The sequence below is a fragment of the Staphylococcus sp. HMSC062A01 genome (assembly GCF_001836805.1).
Taxonomy (GTDB): Bacteria; Bacillota; Bacilli; order Staphylococcales; family Staphylococcaceae; genus Staphylococcus; species Staphylococcus haemolyticus.
The window spans coordinates 1-23,558 of sequence record NZ_KV830640.1; the positions used below are offsets into that span (position 1 = coordinate 1).

The 23,558-nt window shown below is 32.3% G+C and carries 22 protein-coding genes and 1 pseudogene; 10 read left to right on the plus strand and 13 right to left on the minus strand.

The window, feature by feature from the left end; genetic code table 11:
- The first annotated feature begins 189 nt into the window (after window positions 1–189).
- From HMPREF2715_RS09075 to pepT, 3 genes are read left to right on the plus strand one after another with little or no spacing between them, the layout of a single operon-like run.
- On the plus strand, window positions 190–951 hold the full coding sequence (locus tag HMPREF2715_RS09075; RefSeq protein WP_070581411.1) for a threonine/serine exporter family protein: 762 nt from the start codon (window positions 190–192) through the stop codon (window positions 949–951).
- A gap of 16 nt (window positions 952–967) precedes the next feature.
- Window positions 968–1,462 (plus strand): threonine/serine exporter family protein, encoded by a 495-nt coding sequence (locus HMPREF2715_RS09080; RefSeq protein ID WP_037548592.1) that lies wholly within the window; start codon window positions 968–970, stop codon window positions 1,460–1,462.
- A gap of 14 nt (window positions 1,463–1,476) precedes the next feature.
- Entirely contained in the window at window positions 1,477–2,706 is a 1,230-nt protein-coding gene (gene pepT, locus HMPREF2715_RS09085; RefSeq protein ID WP_070581412.1) for a peptidase T, read from the plus strand.
- Between the two features lie 75 nt (window positions 2,707–2,781).
- Here pepT and HMPREF2715_RS09090 read toward each other — a convergent pair whose 3' ends face one another.
- The 3 genes from HMPREF2715_RS09090 to HMPREF2715_RS09100 all read right to left on the minus strand — a co-directional run bounded on the left by HMPREF2715_RS09090 (window position 2,782) and on the right by HMPREF2715_RS09100 (window position 5,542).
- Window positions 2,782–3,903, minus strand: a complete 1,122-nt coding sequence (locus HMPREF2715_RS09090; protein ID WP_070581413.1) for a glycerate kinase — start codon at window positions 3,901–3,903, stop codon at window positions 2,782–2,784.
- 310 nt (window positions 3,904–4,213) lie between these two features.
- A complete protein-coding gene (gene ytxJ / locus HMPREF2715_RS09095) occupies window positions 4,214–4,534 on the minus strand; it encodes a bacillithiol system redox-active protein YtxJ (protein WP_070581414.1) in 321 nt (106 codons plus the stop codon).
- 132 nt (window positions 4,535–4,666) lie between these two features.
- A complete protein-coding gene (locus HMPREF2715_RS09100) occupies window positions 4,667–5,542 on the minus strand; it encodes an EMYY motif lipoprotein (RefSeq protein WP_070581415.1) in 876 nt (291 codons plus the stop codon).
- A gap of 109 nt (window positions 5,543–5,651) precedes the next feature.
- On the opposite strand from HMPREF2715_RS09100, the gene HMPREF2715_RS09105 reads away from it, so the two are divergent.
- From HMPREF2715_RS09105 to HMPREF2715_RS09115, 3 genes are all read left to right on the plus strand, one after another.
- The gene (locus tag HMPREF2715_RS09105; protein WP_070581455.1) at window positions 5,652–6,167 is read left to right on the plus strand and encodes a GrpB family protein; all 516 of its coding nucleotides are present in this window, start codon (window positions 5,652–5,654) and stop codon (window positions 6,165–6,167) included.
- Between the two features lie 89 nt (window positions 6,168–6,256).
- Window positions 6,257–7,180, plus strand: a complete 924-nt coding sequence (murB, locus tag HMPREF2715_RS09110) for a UDP-N-acetylmuramate dehydrogenase (RefSeq protein WP_037536374.1) — start codon at window positions 6,257–6,259, stop codon at window positions 7,178–7,180.
- Window positions 7,181–7,212: 32 nt separating this feature from the next.
- Window positions 7,213–7,527 (plus strand): CHY zinc finger protein, encoded by a 315-nt coding sequence (locus tag HMPREF2715_RS09115; RefSeq protein WP_029376644.1) that lies wholly within the window; start codon window positions 7,213–7,215, stop codon window positions 7,525–7,527.
- A gap of 57 nt (window positions 7,528–7,584) precedes the next feature.
- Here the strand turns inward: HMPREF2715_RS09115 and HMPREF2715_RS09120 are convergent.
- The 8 genes and pseudogenes from HMPREF2715_RS09120 to nrdI all read right to left on the minus strand — a co-directional run bounded on the left by HMPREF2715_RS09120 (window position 7,585) and on the right by nrdI (window position 16,429).
- Window positions 7,585–8,620 (minus strand): annotated as a pseudogene (locus HMPREF2715_RS09120) (siderophore ABC transporter substrate-binding protein).
- A gap of 153 nt (window positions 8,621–8,773) precedes the next feature.
- Window positions 8,774–9,811: a ferrated catecholamine ABC transporter substrate-binding lipoprotein SstD gene (locus tag HMPREF2715_RS09125; protein ID WP_070441785.1), complete on the minus strand. Its 1,038-nt coding sequence runs from the start codon at window positions 9,809–9,811 to the stop codon at window positions 8,774–8,776.
- 115 nt (window positions 9,812–9,926) lie between these two features.
- Window positions 9,927–10,709, minus strand: coding sequence for an iron ABC transporter ATP-binding protein (locus tag HMPREF2715_RS09130; protein WP_070581416.1), 783 nt, complete (start codon window positions 10,707–10,709; stop codon window positions 9,927–9,929).
- A complete protein-coding gene (locus HMPREF2715_RS09135) occupies window positions 10,706–11,665 on the minus strand; it encodes an iron chelate uptake ABC transporter family permease subunit (RefSeq protein ID WP_070581417.1) in 960 nt (319 codons plus the stop codon). Before HMPREF2715_RS09135 ends, HMPREF2715_RS09130 begins: the two co-directional genes overlap by 4 nt.
- The gene (locus HMPREF2715_RS09140) at window positions 11,655–12,623 is read right to left on the minus strand and encodes an ABC transporter permease (protein ID WP_037548531.1); all 969 of its coding nucleotides are present in this window, start codon (window positions 12,621–12,623) and stop codon (window positions 11,655–11,657) included. The genes HMPREF2715_RS09135 and HMPREF2715_RS09140 overlap by 11 nt, the downstream gene beginning before the upstream one ends.
- Before the next feature lie 243 nt (window positions 12,624–12,866).
- Entirely contained in the window at window positions 12,867–13,835 is a 969-nt protein-coding gene (gene nrdF / locus HMPREF2715_RS09145) for a class 1b ribonucleoside-diphosphate reductase subunit beta (RefSeq protein ID WP_011276423.1), read from the minus strand.
- A gap of 127 nt (window positions 13,836–13,962) precedes the next feature.
- A complete protein-coding gene (gene nrdE, locus HMPREF2715_RS09150; protein WP_070581418.1) occupies window positions 13,963–16,068 on the minus strand; it encodes a class 1b ribonucleoside-diphosphate reductase subunit alpha in 2,106 nt (701 codons plus the stop codon).
- The gene (nrdI, locus tag HMPREF2715_RS09155; RefSeq protein WP_070441796.1) at window positions 16,031–16,429 is read right to left on the minus strand and encodes a class Ib ribonucleoside-diphosphate reductase assembly flavoprotein NrdI; all 399 of its coding nucleotides are present in this window, start codon (window positions 16,427–16,429) and stop codon (window positions 16,031–16,033) included. Before nrdI ends, nrdE begins: the two co-directional genes overlap by 38 nt.
- Before the next feature lie 799 nt (window positions 16,430–17,228).
- Here nrdI and HMPREF2715_RS09160 point away from each other — a divergent pair.
- From HMPREF2715_RS09160 to HMPREF2715_RS09175, 4 genes are all read left to right on the plus strand, one after another.
- Entirely contained in the window at window positions 17,229–18,092 is an 864-nt protein-coding gene (locus tag HMPREF2715_RS09160; protein ID WP_070441799.1) for a DMT family transporter, read from the plus strand.
- Window positions 18,093–18,118: 26 nt separating this feature from the next.
- Window positions 18,119–18,619, plus strand: a complete 501-nt coding sequence (gene queF / locus HMPREF2715_RS09165; RefSeq protein ID WP_011276427.1) for a preQ(1) synthase — start codon at window positions 18,119–18,121, stop codon at window positions 18,617–18,619.
- 296 nt (window positions 18,620–18,915) lie between these two features.
- A complete protein-coding gene (locus tag HMPREF2715_RS09170) occupies window positions 18,916–20,421 on the plus strand; it encodes an S-Cys-Gly-3M3SH uptake peptide MFS transporter (RefSeq protein ID WP_070581420.1) in 1,506 nt (501 codons plus the stop codon).
- Between the two features lie 292 nt (window positions 20,422–20,713).
- The gene (locus HMPREF2715_RS09175) at window positions 20,714–21,640 is read left to right on the plus strand and encodes a diacylglycerol/lipid kinase family protein (RefSeq protein WP_070581456.1); all 927 of its coding nucleotides are present in this window, start codon (window positions 20,714–20,716) and stop codon (window positions 21,638–21,640) included.
- A 78-nt stretch (window positions 21,641–21,718) separates the two neighbouring features.
- On the opposite strand, the gene HMPREF2715_RS09180 is transcribed toward HMPREF2715_RS09175, so the two are convergent.
- Together HMPREF2715_RS09180 and hisC are read right to left on the minus strand one after the other, a co-directional pair.
- A complete protein-coding gene (locus HMPREF2715_RS09180; RefSeq protein WP_037548514.1) occupies window positions 21,719–22,246 on the minus strand; it encodes a 5' nucleotidase, NT5C type in 528 nt (175 codons plus the stop codon).
- Window positions 22,247–22,420: 174 nt separating this feature from the next.
- Window positions 22,421–23,476, minus strand: a complete 1,056-nt coding sequence (gene hisC, locus HMPREF2715_RS09185) for a histidinol-phosphate transaminase (RefSeq protein WP_070581421.1) — start codon at window positions 23,474–23,476, stop codon at window positions 22,421–22,423.
- Window positions 23,477–23,558: the final 82 nt, after the last annotated feature.

The window sequence follows — 23,558 nt, forward strand, 5'->3', positions numbered from 1 at the left end:
TTTGGACTCATCAGTCCGATTTGACGTAGAGCCACTTTTTATATGTAATTATACTTAATTTCATGTTAGCAACGGCCTAGATGTGGTATGAATACTAAACGTACTATTGCAAGTTACGTGTGCAAGTTGTACACTTCAAATTGTCTATTGAAATAAATTCAATTATCTAATGTTACGGAGGTGCCGTTTATGTCAGATTCAATCACTATTATCGATGAAAATAAAGTGATTGATGTAGTTTTAATAGCTGGTAGAATTCTTCTAGAAGCTGGCGCGGAAACTTATCGTGTTGAAGATACGATGAATCGTATAGCTCATAGTTATGGTTTACATGATACATATAGCTTTGTAACATCAACAGCCATTATCTTTTCACTCAATGATCGAACAAATACACGACTTATTAGAATCCGTGAACGTACTACAGATTTAGAAAAAATCGCACTCACTAATAGTTTATCTAGAAAAATTTCCAGAAATGAATTAACCATTGATGAAGTAAAATCTGAATTAATTCATTTGCGCCGAGCATCATTGCAATATTCATTTTTACTAAACTTTTTTGCTGCTGCAATTGCCTGCGGATTCTTTTTATTCATGTTTGGCGGTGTAGCATCTGACTGCTGGATTGCTGTTATAGCTGGTGGAGCTGCTTTTCTTACTTTTAGTTTAGTACAGCGTTTTATTAAAATTAAATTCTTCTCAGAATTCGTTGCTTCCGCTGTCGTCATCACTATTGCAGCCACATTTACCAAACTTGGTATTGCCACGAATCAAAATATCATTACCATTTCAAGTGTAATGCCACTTGTACCTGGTATATTAATCTGTAATGCAATTCGAGATTTAATGGCTGGTGAATTATTAGCTGGAATGTCTAGAGGCGTGGAAGCTGCATTAACTTCATTCGCCATCGGTGCTGGTGTAGCCATCGTTTTACTAATTATTTAAGAAAGGCTGTTTATAAATGTTATTTTATTTATTCCATTTTACTATTAGTTTCATTTCTACAGTACTCTTCTCAATTATTTTCAATGCACCGAAGCGACTACTCGCAGCATGTGGTTTTGTAGGTGCTGTAGCATGGACAATTTATCAATTCACTGTAGATATGGATTTAGGAAAAGTAGGTGCCTCATTTCTAGGAAGTTTAATACTCGGGTTACTTAGCCATGTTATGAGTCGTCGTTATAAGCACCCTGTTATCATTTTTATAGTGCCCGGAATTATTCCACTTGTTCCAGGTGGAACTGCATATGAAGCAACACGTTATCTAGTCTCAAATGATTATACGCAAGCAGTGAATACTTTCTTAGAAGTTACACTTATTTCTGGTTCAATCGCATTCGGCATTTTAGTAGCAGAAATCCTCTACTATATTTACACACGTATAAAGCAGTATTATGATAAAATTAAAGGTAAAACATATAGAAAATCTTATAATATGAATAATAGAGTCTAAGGGGATGTCTTGCTATGAAAGCACAGCTTATAGATAGATTATCACGTTACGTAAAAATTGATACACAATCTAATCCGGAATCTTCAACTACACCTTCAACTGAGAAGCAATGGGATTTATTGCGTTTATTACAACAAGAACTTGAAGGTTTTGGCTTAGAAACGGATCTCGACGACAATGGATATTTATTTGCGACGTTAGAAAGCAATGTATCTTTCGACGTCCCTACCGTTGGGTTCCTGGCACATGTTGATACATCACCAGATTTTAATGCCAGCAATGTGAATCCGCAAATTGTAGAACAATATGATGGTAAAACAATTAAATTAGGTGATACTGGTCGAGTATTGAGTCAAGAAACTTTTCCAGAATTAAAAAAACTTGTAGGTCATACGCTAATGATTACTGACGGCACATCACTGTTAGGTGCAGATGATAAAGCTGGAGTTGTCGAAATCATGGAAGCAGTAAAATATTTAATAGAACACCCAGAAATCAAGCATGGTCGAATCCGTATCGCATTCACGCCAGACGAAGAAATTGGACGAGGTCCTCATAAATTCGATGTGGAACGTTTCAATGCAGATTTCGCTTATACAATGGACGGCAGTGAATTTGGAGAATTACAATTTGAAAGTTTTAATGCCGCTGAGGCTAAGATAACTACACATGGTGTGAATGTCCATCCAGGATCTGCTAAAAACATCATGGTCAATGCTATCTCATTAGGCCATCAATTTCATAGTCTACTACCCGCTGGCGAAGTTCCTGAACGTACGGAAGACTATGAGGGATTTTATCATTTGATGAAATTCGAAGGTAATGTTGAAAAAACAACATTACATTATATCATTCGTGATCATGATAGAGAATCATTCGAATTACGTAAGAAAAAATTATTAGAAATTCGTGACGATATTAATGTCCATTATGAAGATTTCCCAGTGAAAGTAGATATAGAAGATCAATATTATAATATGGCTGAAAAGATTGAACCACATCCATATATTATTGATATTCCTAAAAAAGTGTTCAATGATTTAAGTATAGAACCAAACACTGCACCTATTCGTGGTGGAACTGATGGTTCACAATTATCATTTAAAGGCTTACCAACTCCTAATATATTTACAGGTTGCGGTAATTTCCATGGACCTTTTGAATATGCGTCAATCGATGTAATGGAGAAAGCAGTGCAAGTCATCATTGGTATTGCTCAAGAAGTCACACATCACCATAAATAAACATAATGAATAAGGCAAATCGTAATTACCATGCTTATATAGGTAATTGCGGTTTGCCTTTTGTTAGTTATTCATTTATACATTATTTAATGTCGTTTTTAATAATCTAAGTGCTTGAACAGTAAAGTGTCGAATTTGTATACCCATTTTAAAGTCTGTGTATCTTTCTGGCATCTCTACGAAAGTATTAAACATTGCTGTAACATGGTACTGATCAAAGACATCAAATTTGTCATCAGTCGCACAAATAGCAATAGCAGGTTTATTATGTTTTTGCGCTAATTCTGCAATCGTTAAAGTCGTTGTTTCAAGTAAGCGATCCTCTTCTTTAACACCTTCACCAAAGATGATTAAATCCGCCTGAGAAACTAAATCATCTAAATGTGTTATTTGGTTAACCAATTCATGACTTGTTAATATTTCAGCATCGTACAATCCATTTAATAATGCTGCAATACCACCACCAGCGCCACCTCTTTCGATAGGACCCATAGCAATTTTCATTTCATTTTTAACAAGCTCACTGAAGTACCAAATTAAATTATCTATTTCTGCCGCTTTTTCTCGTGTCATTTGATGTGTTTCATAAGTCTTCATAATTTCACTATGCTTACCATATAATTTACTAGAAAAATCAGACATCAATTTAATATGGGCATCTTTGAAATTTTGAGGTATTGCAGAAAAATCTATTCGACGAATAAATTTAATCACTTGAGCACCTTCACGTGCATCTAGAAGTTCTCCTTCATCATTATAGAATTGAACACCTAAAGCTTGCATCATCCCAATACCACCATCGAAACTATCGATGCCACCAAGTGAAATAACAATGTTATCGGCTCCATTATTCAGTGCATCTATAATTACTTCTCCTAAACCGTAACTTGAACGTTGTTCAACCGGTTTTTGTCCTTTTATAAATAAATTCCCCTCAATTATAGTTAATCCTTGTTCAGTTTGACCATAAACTGTTTCAACTTCCTTCATATCGGCATCATGCACATTTACTCTATATTTCGTACCTGATTGCCATAAGAACACCGAATCCATTAGTTCATGACGCCCATTAAATAATGGCACTTGTACAATATCAGCATCTTCAATTTGACTGGCTACCGCTTCTTCAACGAAGCGATTCGCTTGATAACTTGAGATTATACCGTTAAATTCATCCATTGCTACTAATATTTTCATCTGTTAATCACCTCATGCCATTTTCTTTATTTATATATTGATTTAGATGTTATACATTCGACTTCACTTTCACATTATACATGGGTTGTCTCTACTTTTCATAATAATAGCTGTTGCAAATAGATAAATAAAAACAGGAGTGATACGGAATTCATCTAGAATTCATTGCCCACTCCTGCATGGATGACTAGAGCTGAGAAGCCATTGTGTGGCCAGTCTCTCAGATTTGTCAGCTACTGCACTTTATAATGCAGTCTAAACTATTATTTTTAACCTAAACACGTTTACTATTTTTAATTGTTGATAGTTGTTATTCTTCAGCTTGAGCTAATGAAGATACATTAATATCACTGTGACTAGCATTCCAAGTTGCTTCACCATCAATAAAATAGAATGCTTGTGGCGATTCATGTTTCACATTTGTCTTTTCAGCGATATAGTTAGAAAGTTTTCTTTCTTCTTGAACGACTAAGTAATAGCCATCCATATCTCTTTCATATAAAAATTTATTAAATTGATCGTATGCATCTGCTGAGATTGGACAAGTATCACTATGTTTAAATACAAATACATATTTATTATCTTTAAGTACTTGCTCAAACTGGTCAATCGAACTTAGCTTTATAGCCATTCTATTCACCTCTAAAATTATTTGTGCCCATGTTGCTCTTTATAATCTTTATAAACTACTCAATGGGTTCAATTATACACATTTCAAAGTCCATTGTTAACCAAAAATTTTAATTTTATCAACTATGTCTATCTATTGCTTTTTTAACTTTTTCAAATCTTCGGAAAAACCACTTTTATCCTCACTTAATTCTTTACCCGTTTTCGGTAACTTTTCTACATCAATTTTAGAAAGTTTTTTATCTATTTCAATGGTAGTTTCTCGCGTGTCATAGTAATTCAATAAATTATAATACATTTCAATCGCATTTTTGCGAGCACTGTTGACTTTTGGGTCAGTAATATTGGTTTGGTTTAATTCTGTAATTTGCTTCTCAATTAACGGTTTAATATGTTCGTCAATTGCTTTCTTAGAATTAGTATCATCACTTTCTAAGTATTTTTGTGCAGCTTCTTTAAGATTTTGATTGTTACTTTCAATTTTAGATGTTAACTGATTGGCATCTTCTTGATTAGTTGCCTTTTTAATTTGCGTTTCTACTTGTGAGCGATTACTTTCAAATAACTTTGTATAATCCAAGATATCTTCATTCGCCTTAATTGACTTATTACATAAATCTACAAAGGTTTTAATATCATATATAGATTGTTTTTCCTGTTTTACATTTTCTAAGTACTTGTTCTTTAAGTCTTTAACATCTTGATGTTCAGCTGGTAATTGTTTAGCTGACTTTTCATATTTTTTAAATTGAGGAATTAAGTGTTTGTTAATATCTTTTTGTAGTGCTTCAAACTCTCTTTTATTCTTATCAGTGGTGTCCGTCTTGCTCAATTGATCCAATTGTTTCAAGTGAATCTTGTCCATTACAGTTTTAAGATCTTTCTTCTCATCTTCAACCTTATTAAGTTGTGTTTGAAAATCCTTTAAGTCCGCGCTACTTTGATTGCCACACGATGAGAGCAATATGCCACATATCAACATTATAGAAAGTATTGCTAATTTCTTCATAAATGCACTCCTATCAACACGTATTATACCTAAAGCTATTTATATTGAAAATGATTTGTGTTATAGTATTTCAGAATTTGTCAAAACTTATAATTTAAAGGAGATACGAATGTACTCAACCGTTCAACCTTTTATTCATGGCGACACTCAATCTGAATATGACACATTATATCAAAAGACTAAAACATCATTATTCAACTTACTAGATTCTCCTGTAAAGTTCACGCAACATATTGGAGGCACAAGTCATTTTAATTATGCAACTGAGCCCATTTTAGATGTTTTAGTTGGTGTAAATAATTTACATGATATCACAGCTCTAGATGAGAAACGATTAAATTATTTAGGCTTTTATCGTCTCCATCACCCCTATAAGAAGAAAGTTATGATGGCTAAATTCAATAATATGATTGATTTGAGACAAACCATTCGCCTACACATTATTCAAATGGACACACCCTTATTCGAACAGTATATTGAAGTAGACAAAGTACTTGCAACACAATCAGATATAGCACGTCACTTTTCAGAAAAAAAGACTTCTATTATCCAACATGTTAATTATATAAGGCCATACGAAAATCAAAAACAGAAATACTTTGAAGATATATTTCAAAAGTTGTAAAACTTTGAATTCTGTTGTCGTTTTCGCAAATCATCTATAAAATTGCTATAATAAAAATTAGATTATAGAAGAGAAGAAAGGATGTACTTATGTTAAAGCAAGAAGACATCTTACAAGATTTAAAATCCTTAATACCTGAAGATATTATTAAAGTAAATGAACCTTTAAAACGATATACATACACCGAGACAGGTGGAAATGCAGACTTTTATTTATCTCCCACTAAAAATGAGGATGTACAAGCTATTGTAAGATACGCTAAAGAAAAAGATATCCCGGTCACATACCTCGGAAATGGGTCAAACATTATTATTCGTGAAGGTGGCATTCGTGGTATTGTTATTAGCTTATTATCATTAAAGCATATTAATGTTTCTGATGATGCTATTATTGCTGGAAGCGGTGCTGCAATTATAGATGTTTCACGTGCTGCTAGAGACCATGTGTTAACAGGTTTAGAATTTGCTTGTGGCATTCCAGGTTCTGTCGGAGGAGCTGTTTACATGAATGCTGGCGCATATGGTGGTGAAATCAAAGATTGTATCGACTACGCGCTTTGTGTTAATGAAGAAGGTGATTTAATTCAATTTACTAATAAAGAATTAGAATTAGATTACAGAAATAGTATTGTACAAAAGCAACATTTAGTTGTACTTGAAGCTGCTTTTACACTTGAACCAGGAAAATTAGACGAAATTCAAGCGAAGATGGATGACTTAACTGAACGTCGTGAGTCTAAACAACCACTAGAATACCCATCATGTGGTAGTGTGTTCCAAAGACCACCGGGTCATTTTGCAGGAAAATTAATACAAGATTCAGATTTACAAGGTTATCGCGTTGGTGGCGTAGAAGTTTCTAAAAAACATGCAGGATTCATGGTTAATGTAGATAATGGAACAGCTACTGATTATGAAGATTTAATTCATCACGTACAAAAAGTAGTGAAAGAAAAATTCGATGTCGAACTTCATCGTGAAGTTCGAATTATTGGAGAGCATCCTGAAGAATAGCAACTATATATGTTGATGGGAGACGATGAATGATGCCAAAGGTTTATGGCTCACTTGTAGACAATGAAACACGATGCACACATTACCATACTTTTTTAGATGTTATAGCAATAAAATTCAAATGCTGCAATAAATATTATCCGTGTTATCAATGTCACGAAGAACACGAAACACATCCTATCAAAAGATGGTCAGAACAAGAATTTGATGAAAAGGCAATTATGTGTGGTGTATGTAAACATGAAATGTCTATTCAAGATTATATGATGACAGAGCTATGTCCTAAATGCCAAGCACATTTTAATAGTCGTTGTAAATTCCACTATCATTTATATTTTGAATTATAATAAAGGCTTAGTAACAATCTTTCAATTGTTACTAAGCCTTTATACTTTGAGTTTTTATTATTTTAATTTTTTCAAGATTTGATTTAATTCATCAATTTGTTTGATTATTGTCGAAGTTGAACCAGCGCTAAAGTACCATAGTTTAGGATCTAATTCATAAACATTACCATTTTTAACTGCATTTACATCTTTAATTACATCATTAGATAACGTTTGTTTTGCACTTGATTTGCCACTTACAACTTGTCCTCTATCCATTGCTAAGATAATATCAGGATTTTTACTTGTAATATACTCATTATTAATATTTTGGCCATGTGGACTTGCTTTGACATGCTCATCTGTAGGTTTAAATCCTAATGTATCCTAGATTAAATCTCCAAATCTACCACCTGGTCCAAATGTAGGTAATTTACCTTCATTAACTAAAAGATACATTATTTTCTTATCTAATTTTTCAACTTTCGTTTTTGTATCCGCTATTTTTCATTCAACTCTTCAATTAATGATTTAGCTTTATCTTCTTTACCATAAATTTTTCCTAATTTAGTTGTTACAGATTTCATATCATTTATATAATTTTTCTCACTGGCACCAACATAAACGATTTTAGCGTCTGGTGCAGCTTTTTTAAGTTCATCTATATTCTTCACTGTTGCTGTTCTTCCAGAAATATAAATGACCTCTGGTTTAGATTTAGCTATTTTATTAAAATTAATTTGTATTAAATTACCAGTATTGATGTATTTATCATCTTTGAATTCTGAAGGAAATTCAGGTAACGCAGCATTTTTCTCGCCTTTAGGTAATCCAATAATGCGGTATTGAACGCCAAACGCTTTTAATACATCAACGGCACCATAATCAAAGGCAATTGCACGTTTTGGATTCTTCGGCACATCAACAGTTTCTTTAATTTCTTTGGCATCACTTTTATCTTTTTCTCGCCTCTTGTCTTATAATTATTTTCAATTTGAACTATGTCTTTAATGTCATTCCTCTTCGAAGTATCATTGTTACCGTCAGAGCTTTTACCACACGCTGTTAAGACTAAAGTAAGACTTAATATTAAAAACAAAATTATTTTCTTCATCGTTGCAACATTCTCTAGTTGCAATATTAAGTGATAACAATTATCAATATCACTTAAATTATATTACTTTATTATAAAATAATTTTCAACACTAATTTTAGTCAAAAAAATATCGCCCTATTCTGGGCGATATTGAAAACTTATACCATCAATTTATTTATCGACTACTTCTTCTAATTCATCAATTTGTTTCATAGTTGTTGTAGTTGAACCAGAAGCAAAGTACCATAATTTAGGATCTAATTGATATACTTTATCATTTTTAACTGCATTAACGTCTTTAATAACATTATTACTTAACACTTTTTTAGCAGTTGATTCTCCGCCTACAACTTCACCACGGTCCATTGCTAAAATAACATCTGGATTATGCTTGCTAATATATTCATTATTTACGTTTTGACCATGTGGACTATTGCTAACATTCTCATCTGCTGGTTTAAAGCCTAATGTATCAAATACTAAACCACCAAATCGACCTTTAGGACCAAATGTTGATAATTCACCTTCATTTACTAATAAATACATTACAGTTTTATTGAACTTCTTAGTTTCATCTTTCATTTCAGATATTTTTTCATCTAAGTCTTCGTTAATGTCTTTGGCTTTATCTTCTTTGTCGTAAATTTTACCTAAGTTTTCAGTGTTTTTCTTCATGTCTTTAACTAAGTTTTTCTCATCCGCACCTACGTAAACGATTTTAGCGTCTGGTGCAGCTTTTTTGAATTCATCTAAATTCTTCTGATTTGCCGTTCTACCTGAGATAAATATAACTTCTGGTTTAGCAGCAGCTACTTTGTCGAAATTAACTTCTTTAAGATTTCCGGTGTTAACATATTTATCATCTTTAAATTCTTTTAAGAAATCAGGTAATGATTCGTTGTTTTCACCTTTTGGTAAGCCTTTTACTTTATCAGCCACACCTAATTCTTTAAGTACATCTAAAGCACCATAATCTAAGACTACTGCATTTTTAGGATTTTTAGGAACTTCAACAGTGTTGCTTACTTTCTTAGCGTCACTACCATCTCGTTCTTTACCTGAAGCTTCGAAATTATTCTTAATTTTCACAGTTTCTTTTGAATCTTTGCTATCACTCTTAGAACCTGAATCGTTACTACTTGATTCATTACTACAAGCTGATAAAACTAATACTAAAGATAATACTAAAAATAAGACTGTTTTTTTCATATGTACGACTCCTCTAAAAATATTTAACCTTTATGCTGCTCATCAATTGAACTTCTCTCTTGTCTACGTCTTCGAATAGCATCACCCCTTTGAAATATCAGGTTAAATTATTTAATTATAAAAGTGAGTCAAAAGTGTCTTCATCGTAATACAAACAAATTCGTTGTCCTCTAATTTCTTCGATATGAACATCCATCTCGTATAATTTTTTTAAAATCTCAGCTTGTATAACGTTATCTTTTGTATCTGCTTTGACAATTTCACCATTTTTTAGTGCAATGATGTCATCTGAATAGCATGAAGCAAAATTTATATCGTGTAGAACAATGACAATCGTTTTATTTAAGTCTTTGCAGAGGCGGCGTAACGTCTGCATAATCTGTACAGAATGTTTCATATCTAGGTTGTTTAACGGTTCATCTAATAATATATAATCTGTATCTTGAGCAATTGTCATTGCAATATAAGCACGTTGTCTTTGACCACCAGATAACGTTTTTATATTTCGATGACGAATATTCTGGAGTTGCAATAAGTCTAGGGCATATTCAACTTGTTCATAATCTTCTTTCTTCATACGACCTTTTGAATATGGAAATCGACCAAAATTAACTAATTGCTCAACTGTTATATTCATTTCTGTATGATTTGTTTGTTTTAAAATACTTAATTTTTTAGCTAAATCATCATTTTTATAATCTACGACAGCTTTACCTTCAATCTTAATTGTTCCCTTTTCATACTCAAACAGACGACTAACAGCAGACAGTAAAGTACTTTTACCGGCGCCATTAGGTCCTATAAGCGATGTTAGTCTACCTTTTTGAATGTCGACGTTAATATTTTTTAAAATTGGCTTATTCTGTATAGCTTTGTCTAAATTTTTAATTTCAATCAATTTGCACTTCTCCTTTTGATAAGTAAGTAAATGAAGTAACTTCCACCGATTAAATCAATGATTAAGCTAAACTCTGTTGTCGCTTCAAATAAATTCTCAACGATCCATTGCGCCATAAATAAACTAATCCAACTAATTAATATCGTCGCTGGCAATATATATTTATGTTCATATGTCTTCATTAATTCATGGGCTAAATTTACAGTTAGTAATCCTAAAAATGTAACAGGACCAACTAAAGCAGTGGAAATAGAAACTAATAGTGCCACTAATATGAGTAGCAAGCGCGTCATTGTCTCGTAAGAAACACCTAAATTGATTGCTTGTGCTCTTCCAAGTAGTAGTACATCTAAATATGGACGTATTATCACGGTAATAATAATTAAGACAAGCAATAAACATATAGATACTAATACCAATCGTGAGTTTGAGGCTTCGAAACTCGCAAACATGGCACTTTGAACCGCTAAGAATGACTCAGGATCCATGATTAGCTGAATAAAGCTAGTAATGCTTCGGAAGAATGTTCCTAAGATGACTCCTACAAGTAAAATGAAATATACTGAGAAATGTCCTAATTTAAACATGCCTTCAAAAAGCAATAATGAAAATAAGACCATCGCAATTAACGTCACAAAAAAGTTTAAATACACATTTGTAACCACTGCTGCTTGCGTACCGACTAAAAAAACTGGCAACACTTTTACAAATAGATAAACAGAGTCGAGACCCATGATTGATGGTGTTAATAATCGATTCGTTGTTATCGCTTGAAATATAACAACTGATGCCCCTATAGCACCACCAACAATGAGTATAAGTATTAATTTTCTTAATCGACTCTGAAATTGATATTGAAAAATTTCAAAGTCTAAACCTACTAATAAGTAAAATGCTGCCATGCAAATTGTCGCAATAATTAATATGATGATTTTCTTGTTAGAACTAATTTGCATAATGCTTTCTACCTTTCATTAGTAAGATTAGGAATATCACTGTCCCAAATACACCTATCGTTAATCCAATATTAATTTCATAAGGATAAACGATTAATCTACCGATGATATCAGCGAATAATACAAATATTGACCCTAACATCAACGTATGTGGAAGTGCATTTTTCAGATGGTCCCCTCTATACATTGAAATAATATTAGGTACAATGAGACCTAAAAATGGCAAAGTACCTACAGTAACAACAACTAAAGCCGTCAATGCTGCTGTAATAAATAATGCAATGTTTATAATTTTTTCATAACTTACACCCAAATTATGACTAAAGTCTTTCCCCATACCAGCAATCGTAAAATGATTCGCAAAAATAAATGCGATAATGAGTAATGGAACTACAAGATAAAGCACTTCATAACGTCCGCTTGTGATAATTGCAAAGTTACCATTCATCCAGTTGCCAATACTTTGTAATGCATTGGTTCTTAACGCAATAAAAGTAGTAAAGCTAGATACAATACCACCGATCATAATTCCTAATAATGGTACGAATATAACTTCTTTAACACGAATCAAATTAATTAACTTCACAAATAAATATGTCCCTGCTAAACTCAATCCTACTGAAAATAGCAACTTGATTAGGATGTGACCTTTCGGAAAAAAGATTAGCGAAATTAAAATACCTAACTTGGCCCACTCCATTGTTCCTACCGTAGTTGGACTTACAAATTTATTTTGCATCATCTGTTGCATAATTAATCCTGCTAACGCGAGTGAACTACCTGAAAGTAGGATACTAACCGTCCGTGGAATACGACTTGAGAACAAAATATTTTGTTGCTCTTCACTTAAGTGGAAAATATCTGAAAGAGAAAGCTGACTCACTCCAACAAATAAGGAGACTATAGTTAAACAAACTAATAAAATAAGTAAAACATAACCCTTAAATAAAAACTTCACTAATAATTCTCCTCATCTTGCTATATGTATTAAAATGATAATCGTTATCACCGATAATGATTATCATTGTTGTTAATATTAAAGATTACAGACGTGAATTTCAATAGTATTTTTATACATAAGTAAATATTTATTTTTGTTCAAATACGATGTACTCTTTTTGATACAAAAATAAGCCACTAAATTCGTAGTTGTTATCAACAACACTGAATCTAGTGGCTTATTAATGTTAGTCTTTGATAATTAATTATCAAAAATGAAATCTTCGTCTTGTAAGGCTTCTACATTTAATGCCAATGTGTATCCGTCACCTTTAACTGAGAAGAAATCATGGTTTTTAGTTGTAGTATCTAATGCATTTTCAATGATAGGATTAAATTCTTTTTCTTCAAAGTATGGTTCAAAGCCTAAGTTAGATAATGCTTTGTTTCCATTGTATTGGACATAGTTCAATACATCTTCACTTAAGCCGATATCATCGTATAACATATGTGTATAAGATACTTCATTAGCGTATAAATCTTCTAATAATTTATACATCTCTTTATCTGCTTTTTGTTTTTCATTTTCAGATAGTTCGTTACGTAAACTTTGAGCATCTAATCCTGTAAACACACCATGGATTGATTCGTCTAGTAAAATCTTTCTAATGATTTCACCAGAAGTAGTCATTTTACCTTGTCCAGCTAAATACAAAGGATAATAGAAACCAGAGTAGAATAAGAAGGTTTCTAAAAATACACTTGATACCCTTGCAATATATTGATCATATATAGAGGCTTCTTTGCCCCACAATTTGTGATAGTTTTCAATAATTTTATCAGATTTATATTTTAAATGAGGCTCTTCTATTACCCAAGTATCTAGTAAATAGTTTGTTTCACTAGATGGAAGTAAAGTTGTAAATATATGTGAATAACTTTTCGCATGAATTTGTTCCATCATTGCCATAAATGAATACACTGCTTTTTTACGTAAGTCTGTTGTGTGTAACATAATTAACGGCATACCATCATCCGCTTGATGTGTATCCAATCCTGTTAATCCTGCTAACGCACGTTTGAATGTATTCTTCTCGTCTTCAGTTAGTGTCTTCCAACTTGCAATATCTTTTGATACTTTAAATTCTGTTTCTACCCACATTTGAGAAATATTTTGACGCCAAAACATATTCGTCATATCTTCTTGGGTATTCCAATTGACGGCCTTCATTTATAAATCCTCCTTAATTACTAAAAAGCAAATCTCATTCGTTTAGAGGATAAGTTGAGAGTCATTTTTAAGTTTTGACTCTACAACCTTCCTCCTTTTCAAATTTTGTTATCTTAAGTTTCTTAAATTAGATAGCACAGCTTGTACATTCTTCTACACTCAATAATTTGTTACGAGTATAATATAGCGATTTAAGCCCTTTATGGTGAGCATAAACATATAATCTTGATAATTCACGTGTTGAAATTTCAGAATTCACATATAAAATTGTTGAAATACCTTGGTCCACGTGTGTTTGAATCGTAGCGATTAAATCTATTAATTTCATTTGGTCAGTATTGAATGCTGATTTATAATACCACATTGTTTCAGGAGACAAGAATGGCATTGGATAAAATGTTTCAGCATTACCATAAGTACGACGTTCAATTTGATCAACAATTGGCATAACTGAACTTGTTGCATTTTGTACATATGAAATACTTTGTGTAGGTGCAATTGCAAGTCTATATGCATGATATAAACCATGCTGTTGAACTTGTTCTTGTAATGCTTTCCAATCTTTAGCAGTTGGAATATCGATGTGATCAAATAGTCGTTTCACTTTCTCAAATTTAGGTTCAAATTCTTGAGAAGTATAAAACTCAAAGTATTTACCACTGGCATAATCTGATTGATCAAAGTCTTGATATACTTCACCACGTTCTTTCGCAATTTCCATTGAACGTTCGATTGAATAATAGTTCATCATCATGAAGAAAGTATTTGCAAAGTCTTTAGCTTCCTCTGATTCATATCCTATTTTATTTTTAGCTAAATAGCCGTGTAAGTTCATTACGCCTAGACCGACAGAGTGTAACTCACTGTTAGCTTTTCTCACGCCTGGTGCGTTTTGAATATTTGCTTCATCACTAACTACTGTTAATGCATCCATACCTGTGTGAACAGAATCTTTAATTTTACCTGTTTCCATCACATTTACAATGTTTAAAGAACCTAAGTTACAAGATATGTCACGTTTAATTTCATCTTCGATACCATAATCATTAATCACTGATGTCTCTTGTAATTGGAAGATTTCTGTACATAAATTACTCATTTTAATTTGACCAATATTTGAATTGGCATGTACTTTGTTAGCATTATCTTTAAACATTAAGTATGGGTAACCTGATTGTAATTGTGTTTGGGCAATCATATTCAACATTTCTCTTGCGTCTTTTTTCTTCTTAACGATATTAGGGTTTGCAACCATGTCATCATAGTATTTTTCTAAATCAATATCATCGAGTGTTACACCATATTCTTGTTTAACCGTATGTGGCGCAAACATATAGAAATCTTTGCCCTCTTTTGCCAAATCAAAGAATTTAGACGGCACTATAAGACCAGTAGAAATTGTTGATAAACGTAAGTCTTCATCAGCATTTACCTTTTTAGTGTCTAAGAACTCTTCTACATCATAATGGAAGATATTTAAATATACTGCACCTGCACCTGGACGTTGGCCAAGTTGATCAGCATAGCTAAATCCGCCTTCTAATGCTTTGGCAACTGGTAACACCCCTTTGGCTACACCTTTAATACCTTTGATGGCTTCACCACGAGCACGTAATTTAGAAAGATTTATTGCTACACCACCACCAATTTTACTTAATTGCTTGGCAGTAGAATCAATGAAATTGATAGAGTTCAAGCTATCATCTACCTCTAATAGGAAACATGATACTAATTCACCACGACGTGCGCGACCAGCATTCAAGAAAGTTGGTGTTGCAGGTTGATAACGTTGCTCAACCATTGCTAAGATAAATTGTTTCGCTTGCTGCTTATTACCATCCGCTAAATATAGTGCAACGATTGCGACATGTTGATTATAATCCTCTAGATATTGTGATTTATCATTAGTTTTTAGCGCATAATCTTTATAAAACTTACTAGCAGACATATAGCTTGCAAATTCAAAGTTGATAGATTTTGCGAATTCAGTGATTTCAACTAAATCTTCTTCGCTATATTTGTCGAAGACATTAAAATAAAAATTATTATCTACTAGATAGTGTAAACGTTCAATCTCACTGTCAAAATAAATTGTTTTATCATGGATTTCTTCTAGATAAACCGCTAATGCTTCTTGATCTTTCTCCAAGGTAAAGAAACCATTTTCTTTACGTTTCGTAACTTCATTATTTAGTTCAATATGATTGTACTTTTTCTCGTTCATAATTTTCATTGAAATGCCCCACCTTATTTTTAAATTCAATAACATCTTTATTAGAACCTTGTACTTCAAATTTCATTAATAAAGGTACATGGTATTTTTCGGAAATTGTTCTACCCGCTTTCGCAAAGTTTTGTCCCCAGTTACGGTTACCACTTGCCACGACAGCGCGTAAATTATGATGATTAACTTCTAAAAACGATTGTACTTCTTTAGGCACTTCACCAAATCCAATTGTTCCCGTAACTAAAATATAAGGTTCTTCAAATGGATCTGTACAATTATCCTTAGTAATTTCCATTACATCTGAAATTTCACTTCGTTTAATAAATCTTCTTACATTACCTGAAAAAGAAAAATAAACTACTTTCATTGGAACGCCTTCTTTCGTCAATCCATAATATTAATTAAAAAGAAGTTCTCTTAGAAGTTCTCTTAATAGATAAGAAAACTTGTTAGACAATAAATACGACATATTTTAGACATTTAATTGGATGTTAACTAGCTGATGATTAATATACTAAAAGAAGTGACTTTCATTTCTAGCCACTACATGTAGTATTTAGACTAAAATTTCAAGACTATTTCATCTATATGCTCGTTCGTATTAATAGTATTAAATTAGGAATTTCAACTTAAAATCAGTGTGAAATTGCCTTTAAAATGAATAATTTGTATAACACAAACTTTTTATACAACCACAACATGTTGTGGTTCATTTCATGTTTTAGTACTATATTCTGTGTTTCATTATACAGAATTGCTCTCTTAATTAAAAGTAACTATTTCGTGACAAAAGTTCGGAAAAACGTCTGAATGTGCATCAGACCAACTTATATTGACGCAAATAATTATTTTTGAATATTTGATGTGTTTTAGTTGCATTTTTAGCATCTAAATAAACTATTGAATTGTCGGCATTCTTGAAGTCCAATCATTTAAATTATCAATATATTTTGCGCAATTATTCAAATGTTAATTATATTTTGCTCCAAAAACACGAATATAACATTTGTAAAAAAATAGTATTTAACGTGTTTTTAACATAAGTAGAACATTTGTTCGTATTTAAATAATAATACATCTTGGTATTATTTTCAAGTATTCATGCATTAGCATTTGAATTATGCTACTATATATACGGTAATTTATTACAAATGAGGCGATTAACCTTGAATCCAAAAGTTAAAGGTATTATTGCAATTTTAATTTCAGCTGTCGGTTTTAGTTTTATGTCAGTCTTTTTTAGACTCGCCGGAGATTTACCTGTATTTCAAAAATCCCTAGCTCGAAATTTTGTTGCAATGTTCATACCATTATTCTTCATATTTAAATATAAACAACCTATGTTTGGGAAATTAAGTAGCCAACCCCTTTTAATTTCTCGATCTACACTAGGCCTTATAGGTGTCTTATTAAATATATACGCTATAGATCATATGGTATTAAGCGATGCGGATACACTGATGAAACTTAATCCTTTTTGGACGATACTACTCAGTTTAATTTTTCTTAATGAGAAAGTTCGAAAATATCAAATCATTGCTATGATTGTAGCAATCTTAGGTATGTTATTTATCGTTAAACCAGAGTTTTCTTCAACAATGATTACTTCTTTAGCTGGATTATTTTCAGGTATCTTTGCTGCCTCTGCGTACACATGTGTTCGTGCATTAAGTAACAGAGAAGCACCATATACTATTGTTTTTTATTTTTCATTATTTTCAGTTGTCGTTTTAATACCGTTTTCAATCGCAACTTATGAGCCAATGACGACAATACAAATAATTTATCTTTTAGGGGCAGGTCTTTCTGCTGCAGTTGGCCAAATCGGTATTACACTAGCCTATAGTTTTGCACCTGCAAAAGATATTTCTATCTTTACGTATGCTTCAATCATTTTTACGGCTATATTCGGATTTATATTATTCGGTGAAACACCTGATTTCTATGCCCTTATCGGTTATGTCATTATTATTGGTGCAAGCTATTATATGTTCGAAAAGGCACGACGACAAACCGCTATAACAAAATAACGATCTAACACTAAGGAGTGATTCAATTGACTCAAGGACGTCAAAAAGAAGAACTACAAGATATTACTTTATTAGGTAATCAAAATAATAAATATGAATTTGACTATACACCAGAAGTTTTGGAAACATTTGATAATAAACATCAAGGACGCGATTACTTCGTAAAATTCAATTGTCCTGAATTTACATCTCTTTGCCCAATTACAGGTCAACCAGATTTCGCAACGATTTATATTTCGTACATTCCAAATATTAAAATGGTAGAATCTAAGTCATTGAAATTGTACTTATTTAGCTTTAGAAATCATGGGGATTTCCATGAGGATTGTATGAATATCATTATGAATGACTTAATTGACTTAATGGACCCACATTATATTGAAGTTTGGGGCAAATTCACTCCACGAGGCGGTATTTCAATAGATCCATACACTAATTATGGACGCCCAAATTCTAAATATGAGAAGATGGCTGAACACCGATTAATGAATCATGATTTATATCCAGAAAAAATAGATAACAGATAAAAGATTAACTTAACCACTAAATTGTCAAACAATTTAGTGGATTTTTTCATTATTTGTGAGATTTTATTTAAATTTACTATTGCCTATTAGTGAATTAAAGCGTATTTTATTATTATCATCTAAAATTCCAAAAGAGTAAGATGATCTAAATAAAGCAACTTATTCGCATACAATTTTAAATCATCAACTCATTGACTGAAATTTCTGATAATTTCTATTTTTAAGAAATTAATCAATTACACCTATCATATTCATGATTTTAAACTTCAGTCTTTAAAGAAAGGATTGGGATACATATGGCAACAAACAATTCCCATGAACAAGCTGTTCAAACAATACCTCAACGAGGGTTCTTCGGACACCCTAGTGGTTTAGGGGTACTATTCTTTGTAGAATTTTGGGAAAGATTTAGTTATTATGGCATGCGTGCCATGCTTATTTTCTACATGTATGATCAAATTAAAAATGGTGGTTTAGGAATTGATCAAACGACTGCAATGTCTATCATGTCAGTCTATGGCGCATTAATTTACATGTCTTCAATTCCTGGTGCATGGGTCGCAGATAGACTATTCGGTACTAGAGGGGCAACCTTGATTGGTGCAGTACTCATTATCATCGGACATATTTGTCTAAGTTTACCATTCGCAATGTTCGGTTTATTTGCATCAATGTTCTTTATCATTATTGGTTCAGGCTTAATGAAACCAAATATTTCAAACATCGTTGGACGCTTATATCCTGAGAATGATACTCGAATGGATGCCGGTTTCGTTATATTCTACATGTCAGTTAACCTAGGTGCACTTATCTCACCTATCATTCTGCAACATTTCCTAGACGTGAAAAACTATCACGGTGGTTTCTTAATTGCAGCAATTGGTATGGCATTAGGTTTAGTATGGTATATGATTTTCAATAAAAAGAATTTAGGTTCTGTTGGTATGAATCCAACCAACCCACTATCTTCTGAAGAAAAGAAAAAATATGGATTAATTGTAGGAATCATTGTAGCAGTCATTGCTATTGTACTATTAGTTACATATTTCACAAATACTTTATCATTCAATCTTATTAGTAATACGGTTCTAGTACTTGGTATAGCTTTACCAATCATTTACTTCACTACTATGATTCGAAGTAAAGATGTTACAGATGTAGAGCGTTCTCGTGTTAAAGCATTCATTCCGTTATTTATTTTAGGAATGTTATTCTGGGCAATACAAGAACAAGGATCAAACGTATTAAACATTTATGGTTTAGAACGTTCTGATATGAAAATGAATTTATTCGGTTGGACAACTAATTTCGGTGAAGCATGGTTCCAATCAATTAACCCATTATTTATTCTTTTATTCGCACCAATCGTATCTGCGATTTGGTTGAAAATGGGTAAAAAACAACCAAGCCTTCCAGTAAAATTTGGAATTGGTACGCTATTAGCTGGTGCTTCATACATTTTAATGGGACTTATCGGTATGAGTTATGGTGATACACACTTCTCAGTAAACTGGGTTATCCTATCATACGTTGTATGTGTGATTGGTGAATTATGTTTATCACCTACTGGTAATAGTGCGGCTGTTAAATTAGCACCTAAAGCATTTAATGCTCAAATGATGAGTGTTTGGTTATTAACAAACGCATCTGCACAAGCACTTAATGGTACATTAGTTAAATTAATCAAGCCTTTAGGGCAAACGAATTATTTCATCTTCTTAGGAAGCGTTGCTATCGTAATTACAGTAATCATCTTAGCTTTCACTCCTAAAATTTCAAAAGCAATGAAAGGTATTCATTAATCACCTTTGTATTGTTAAAAGATGACATTTAAACAAAACAAATAATTATCTTTAAGCATCTTCATAGTAATTTTATAGCTATGAAGGTGCTTTTTTATTTAAATTATCTTTATTGAGAAGATGACAAGGCATTTGAAAATAAATTCTATCTTGTCATTTTCTTTGTATATCAACTAAAAAAATGTAATGATAAATACTTAAGTATTTGTTTTACTCAAATTATAATTAAGCAAATAACATTTCGGGTAAATAAATGTTAAATTAGAGTAAATAAATGAAAGTAGGCATACGTATGGGTCAAAAATTTAATCATGGTGTTCTTTTTTACCATGAACATAGTGGTCTCAAAGATATATATGAAGGTTTAGGAGAAGTAACTAAATCACTTACTACTATGTGCAAACACCTATCAATTCAACTAAGTGAAAATGAAGGCGACATTATTAAGTATTGTGAAAGAATTAAAAATCAAGAATATAGTAGTGATGTTGATATCGTTTTTATCCTAGGTGGCGATGGTACAGTTAACGAATTAGTTAATGGCGTTTTAGCAAATGACCTAAATGTACCTATTGGAATTATTCCTGGAGGTACCTTTAATGATTTCACTAAAACATTAAACTTGAACCCTAACTTTAGTAAAGCTAGTGAACAACTTAAAACGTCTCACTTGGAATCATATGATGTTATGAAAGTGAATGGCACTTATGTGCTTAACTTTGTGGGATTAGGACTTATAGTTCAAAACGCGGAAAACGTGCAAGAAGGTCGTAAAGATATCTTCGGTAAATTAAGCTATGTTGGTTCAACTGTTAAAACATTAATGAATCCAGAAGATTTTGATTATACATTAACTGTAGATGATAAAGAACTTAATGGTAATACCTCTATGCTAGTCGTTGCTAACGGTCCTAATATCGGTGGCAGTAGAATACCACTTATGGATTTATCACCTCAAGATGGTAAAGTGAATAGTTTTATTTTTGATAAACAAAGTTTTACTATTCTCAATGATGTGTTCAAAAAACGCGATAGTATGGATTGGAATGAAATTACAAACGGAATTGATCACATAGCCGGCAAACATATTACATTATCGACGGATCCAGTTATGAAAGTAGATGTTGACGGTGAAATTAGTCTTGAAACGCCAATTACAATTGAAGTTCTACCAAAAGCACTTCAGATTCTAACTTTTCCAGAGAATGCTGAACAATAAGAATTTATTATACTAATATAAAAGCGATTAAGGTTAATGATTGGATTATCATACCTTAATCGCTTATTTTAACTACTCCTATAGAAAGAATGCTTCTACATCTTTCCAACCGTTAACACGTTTAAAACGTTCTTCACTTACATTGTGAGACGCAGTAAAAATGATTGGTTCACCTTCAAATATTTGTAATTGACGAGGATTATCATCTATTAAATAATCAGTTTTCACTACATTTTTACGACCACAGAAGACAAATTGCTGCGGATCTAAAAATGGAAAGAATTCAAGTAACCAGTCATATTTATCATGAAATGAAGTTGGAACATCCATAGCTGCAGTAGCAATGTAAACATCATATTGCTCAGTCAATTTCTTAACGACTTCTTGTGCATGAGGCATAACAGTTAAATTTCTAAAGAAGCCTGGCGCTCTTAAAATATCACGAACTAAACCATCATGCTCTGGTATTACATTTTTAAGCTTTTGTCCATTTAAAGACTCAACTGTAATTCCTAATTCCGTTTTTACGTTAACCGCTTCAATAATTGCACCTAACGTGTCTGCTAATACTTCATCCATATCTATTGCTATAGATTTTCTAGACATACTATCTCTCCCTTAATCATCACCTATATACTTCTAAAGTATAGCAAAAATTTAAAAGGGAGTGCTACAAGACATTTAGAATCTATTGTAACCCCCCTTGCATAATCAACTTATGATGTACTTCTAAAACTCAACTAATCATTTTAAGTTAAAGAGCTTACGTATTTGATCAACTTAATAATCAAAATGTTTTAATACATCAATCATTCTGTCATTTTGTTCTGGGAATCCGATTGTAATACGAACGCCAGTTGGAAACGGACGTGTGATACAACCCACTTTTAGTAACACTTCATATAATTCTTGTGCTTTTTTAGTTGCAACAAATACAAAGTTCGTCTGACTAGGTAAGAAATGTTCACTTTGTGGTATCTCAAAGAATTTTTCACGTTCTTTAGCATTTTTAGCTGTAATATCTTTCAAATAAGCTTGATCTTCTAATGCTGCAATCGCTGCGTATTCTGAAATACGAGTGACATTGAATGGTGGTCGAATGATGTTCCACTTTTCAATAGCTTCATTTGTAGCTACGACATACCCTACACGCAACCCAGCTAATCCATATGCCTTAGAAAATGTTCTTAACAAGAATGCATTATCAAAGCGTTCTTGCAATTTCAATGTATCTGGATAATCTTCTGCTGTCACAAATTCAAAGTAAGCTTCATCAATCAATACAGGCACATGACTAGGTACGCGTTCTAAAAAGTGTTCCAATTCCTCATGATTGAAATAGGTTCCAGTCGGATTATTCGGATTACATAACCACACTAAAGCAGTCTCTTCATCGACCTCTTTAATAATATTCTCTAAATCAAACCCACCATTTAGTAGAGGTACTTGAACAACTTCAGCAGATTCTACAATTGCATTATGATAATATTGTCCAAATGTGCCTTCACTTGTAACAATTTTATCTCCAGGCGTTAGCACTGCTCTTGAAATCATCAAGATGACTTCGTCTAACCCCGCACCAAATAGAATTCGAGAAGGATCCACGTTCAAATGTTCACTAATTGCCTTACGTAATGAAGGTGAGCCAGTCTCAGGATAATAAAATAACTCATCCAAATGTGCTTGAACTGCTTGCTTTGCTTTTGGAGAAGGACCGTATAAATTTTCATTTGAAGCAAGTTTATATAATTCTCCTTCTATACCGTGTTTTTCTTTAAGTGCTTGTGGTGATAATCCTGGTTGATACGCTGCTAATTGATTTAATTGTTGTTTCATTGCCAACCACTCCTTTTTCAAAAAATTAAAAATGTTTATTCAATTATAAACCTGTTCCTCTAAAATTGTTAAATTACAAGTT

Excerpts from the sequence above, each read along its gene's own strand:
- HMPREF2715_RS09115 (WP_029376644.1), top strand. The coding sequence starts at position 7,213 with ATGCCAAAGGTTTATGGCTCACTTGTAGACAATGAAACACGATGCACA.
- HMPREF2715_RS09170 (WP_070581420.1), top strand. The coding sequence starts at position 18,916 with ATGGCAACAAACAATTCCCATGAACAAGCTGTTCAAACAATACCTCAA.
- hisC (WP_070581421.1), bottom strand. The coding sequence starts at position 23,476 with ATGAAACAACAATTAAATCAATTAGCAGCGTATCAACCAGGATTATCA.
- HMPREF2715_RS09100 (WP_070581415.1), bottom strand. The coding sequence starts at position 5,542 with ATGAAGAAATTAGCAATACTTTCTATAATGTTGATATGTGGCATATTG.
- HMPREF2715_RS09075 (WP_070581411.1), top strand. The coding sequence starts at position 190 with ATGTCAGATTCAATCACTATTATCGATGAAAATAAAGTGATTGATGTA.
- HMPREF2715_RS09135 (WP_070581417.1), bottom strand. The coding sequence starts at position 11,665 with ATGCAAATTAGTTCTAACAAGAAAATCATCATATTAATTATTGCGACA.
- nrdF (WP_011276423.1), bottom strand. The coding sequence starts at position 13,835 with ATGAAGGCCGTCAATTGGAATACCCAAGAAGATATGACGAATATGTTT.
- HMPREF2715_RS09080 (WP_037548592.1), top strand. The coding sequence starts at position 968 with ATGTTATTTTATTTATTCCATTTTACTATTAGTTTCATTTCTACAGTA.
- nrdI (WP_070441796.1), bottom strand. The coding sequence starts at position 16,429 with ATGAAAGTAGTTTATTTTTCTTTTTCAGGTAATGTAAGAAGATTTATT.
- ytxJ (WP_070581414.1), bottom strand. The coding sequence starts at position 4,534 with ATGGCTATAAAGCTAAGTTCGATTGACCAGTTTGAGCAAGTACTTAAA.
- HMPREF2715_RS09090 (WP_070581413.1), bottom strand. The coding sequence starts at position 3,903 with ATGAAAATATTAGTAGCAATGGATGAATTTAACGGTATAATCTCAAGT.
- pepT (WP_070581412.1), top strand. The coding sequence starts at position 1,477 with ATGAAAGCACAGCTTATAGATAGATTATCACGTTACGTAAAAATTGAT.
- HMPREF2715_RS09125 (WP_070441785.1), bottom strand. The coding sequence starts at position 9,811 with ATGAAAAAAACAGTCTTATTTTTAGTATTATCTTTAGTATTAGTTTTA.
- HMPREF2715_RS09175 (WP_070581456.1), top strand. The coding sequence starts at position 20,714 with ATGGGTCAAAAATTTAATCATGGTGTTCTTTTTTACCATGAACATAGT.
- HMPREF2715_RS09105 (WP_070581455.1), top strand. The coding sequence starts at position 5,652 with ATGTACTCAACCGTTCAACCTTTTATTCATGGCGACACTCAATCTGAA.
- HMPREF2715_RS09180 (WP_037548514.1), bottom strand. The coding sequence starts at position 22,246 with ATGTCTAGAAAATCTATAGCAATAGATATGGATGAAGTATTAGCAGAC.
- murB (WP_037536374.1), top strand. The coding sequence starts at position 6,257 with ATGTTAAAGCAAGAAGACATCTTACAAGATTTAAAATCCTTAATACCT.
- nrdE (WP_070581418.1), bottom strand. The coding sequence starts at position 16,068 with ATGAAAATTATGAACGAGAAAAAGTACAATCATATTGAACTAAATAAT.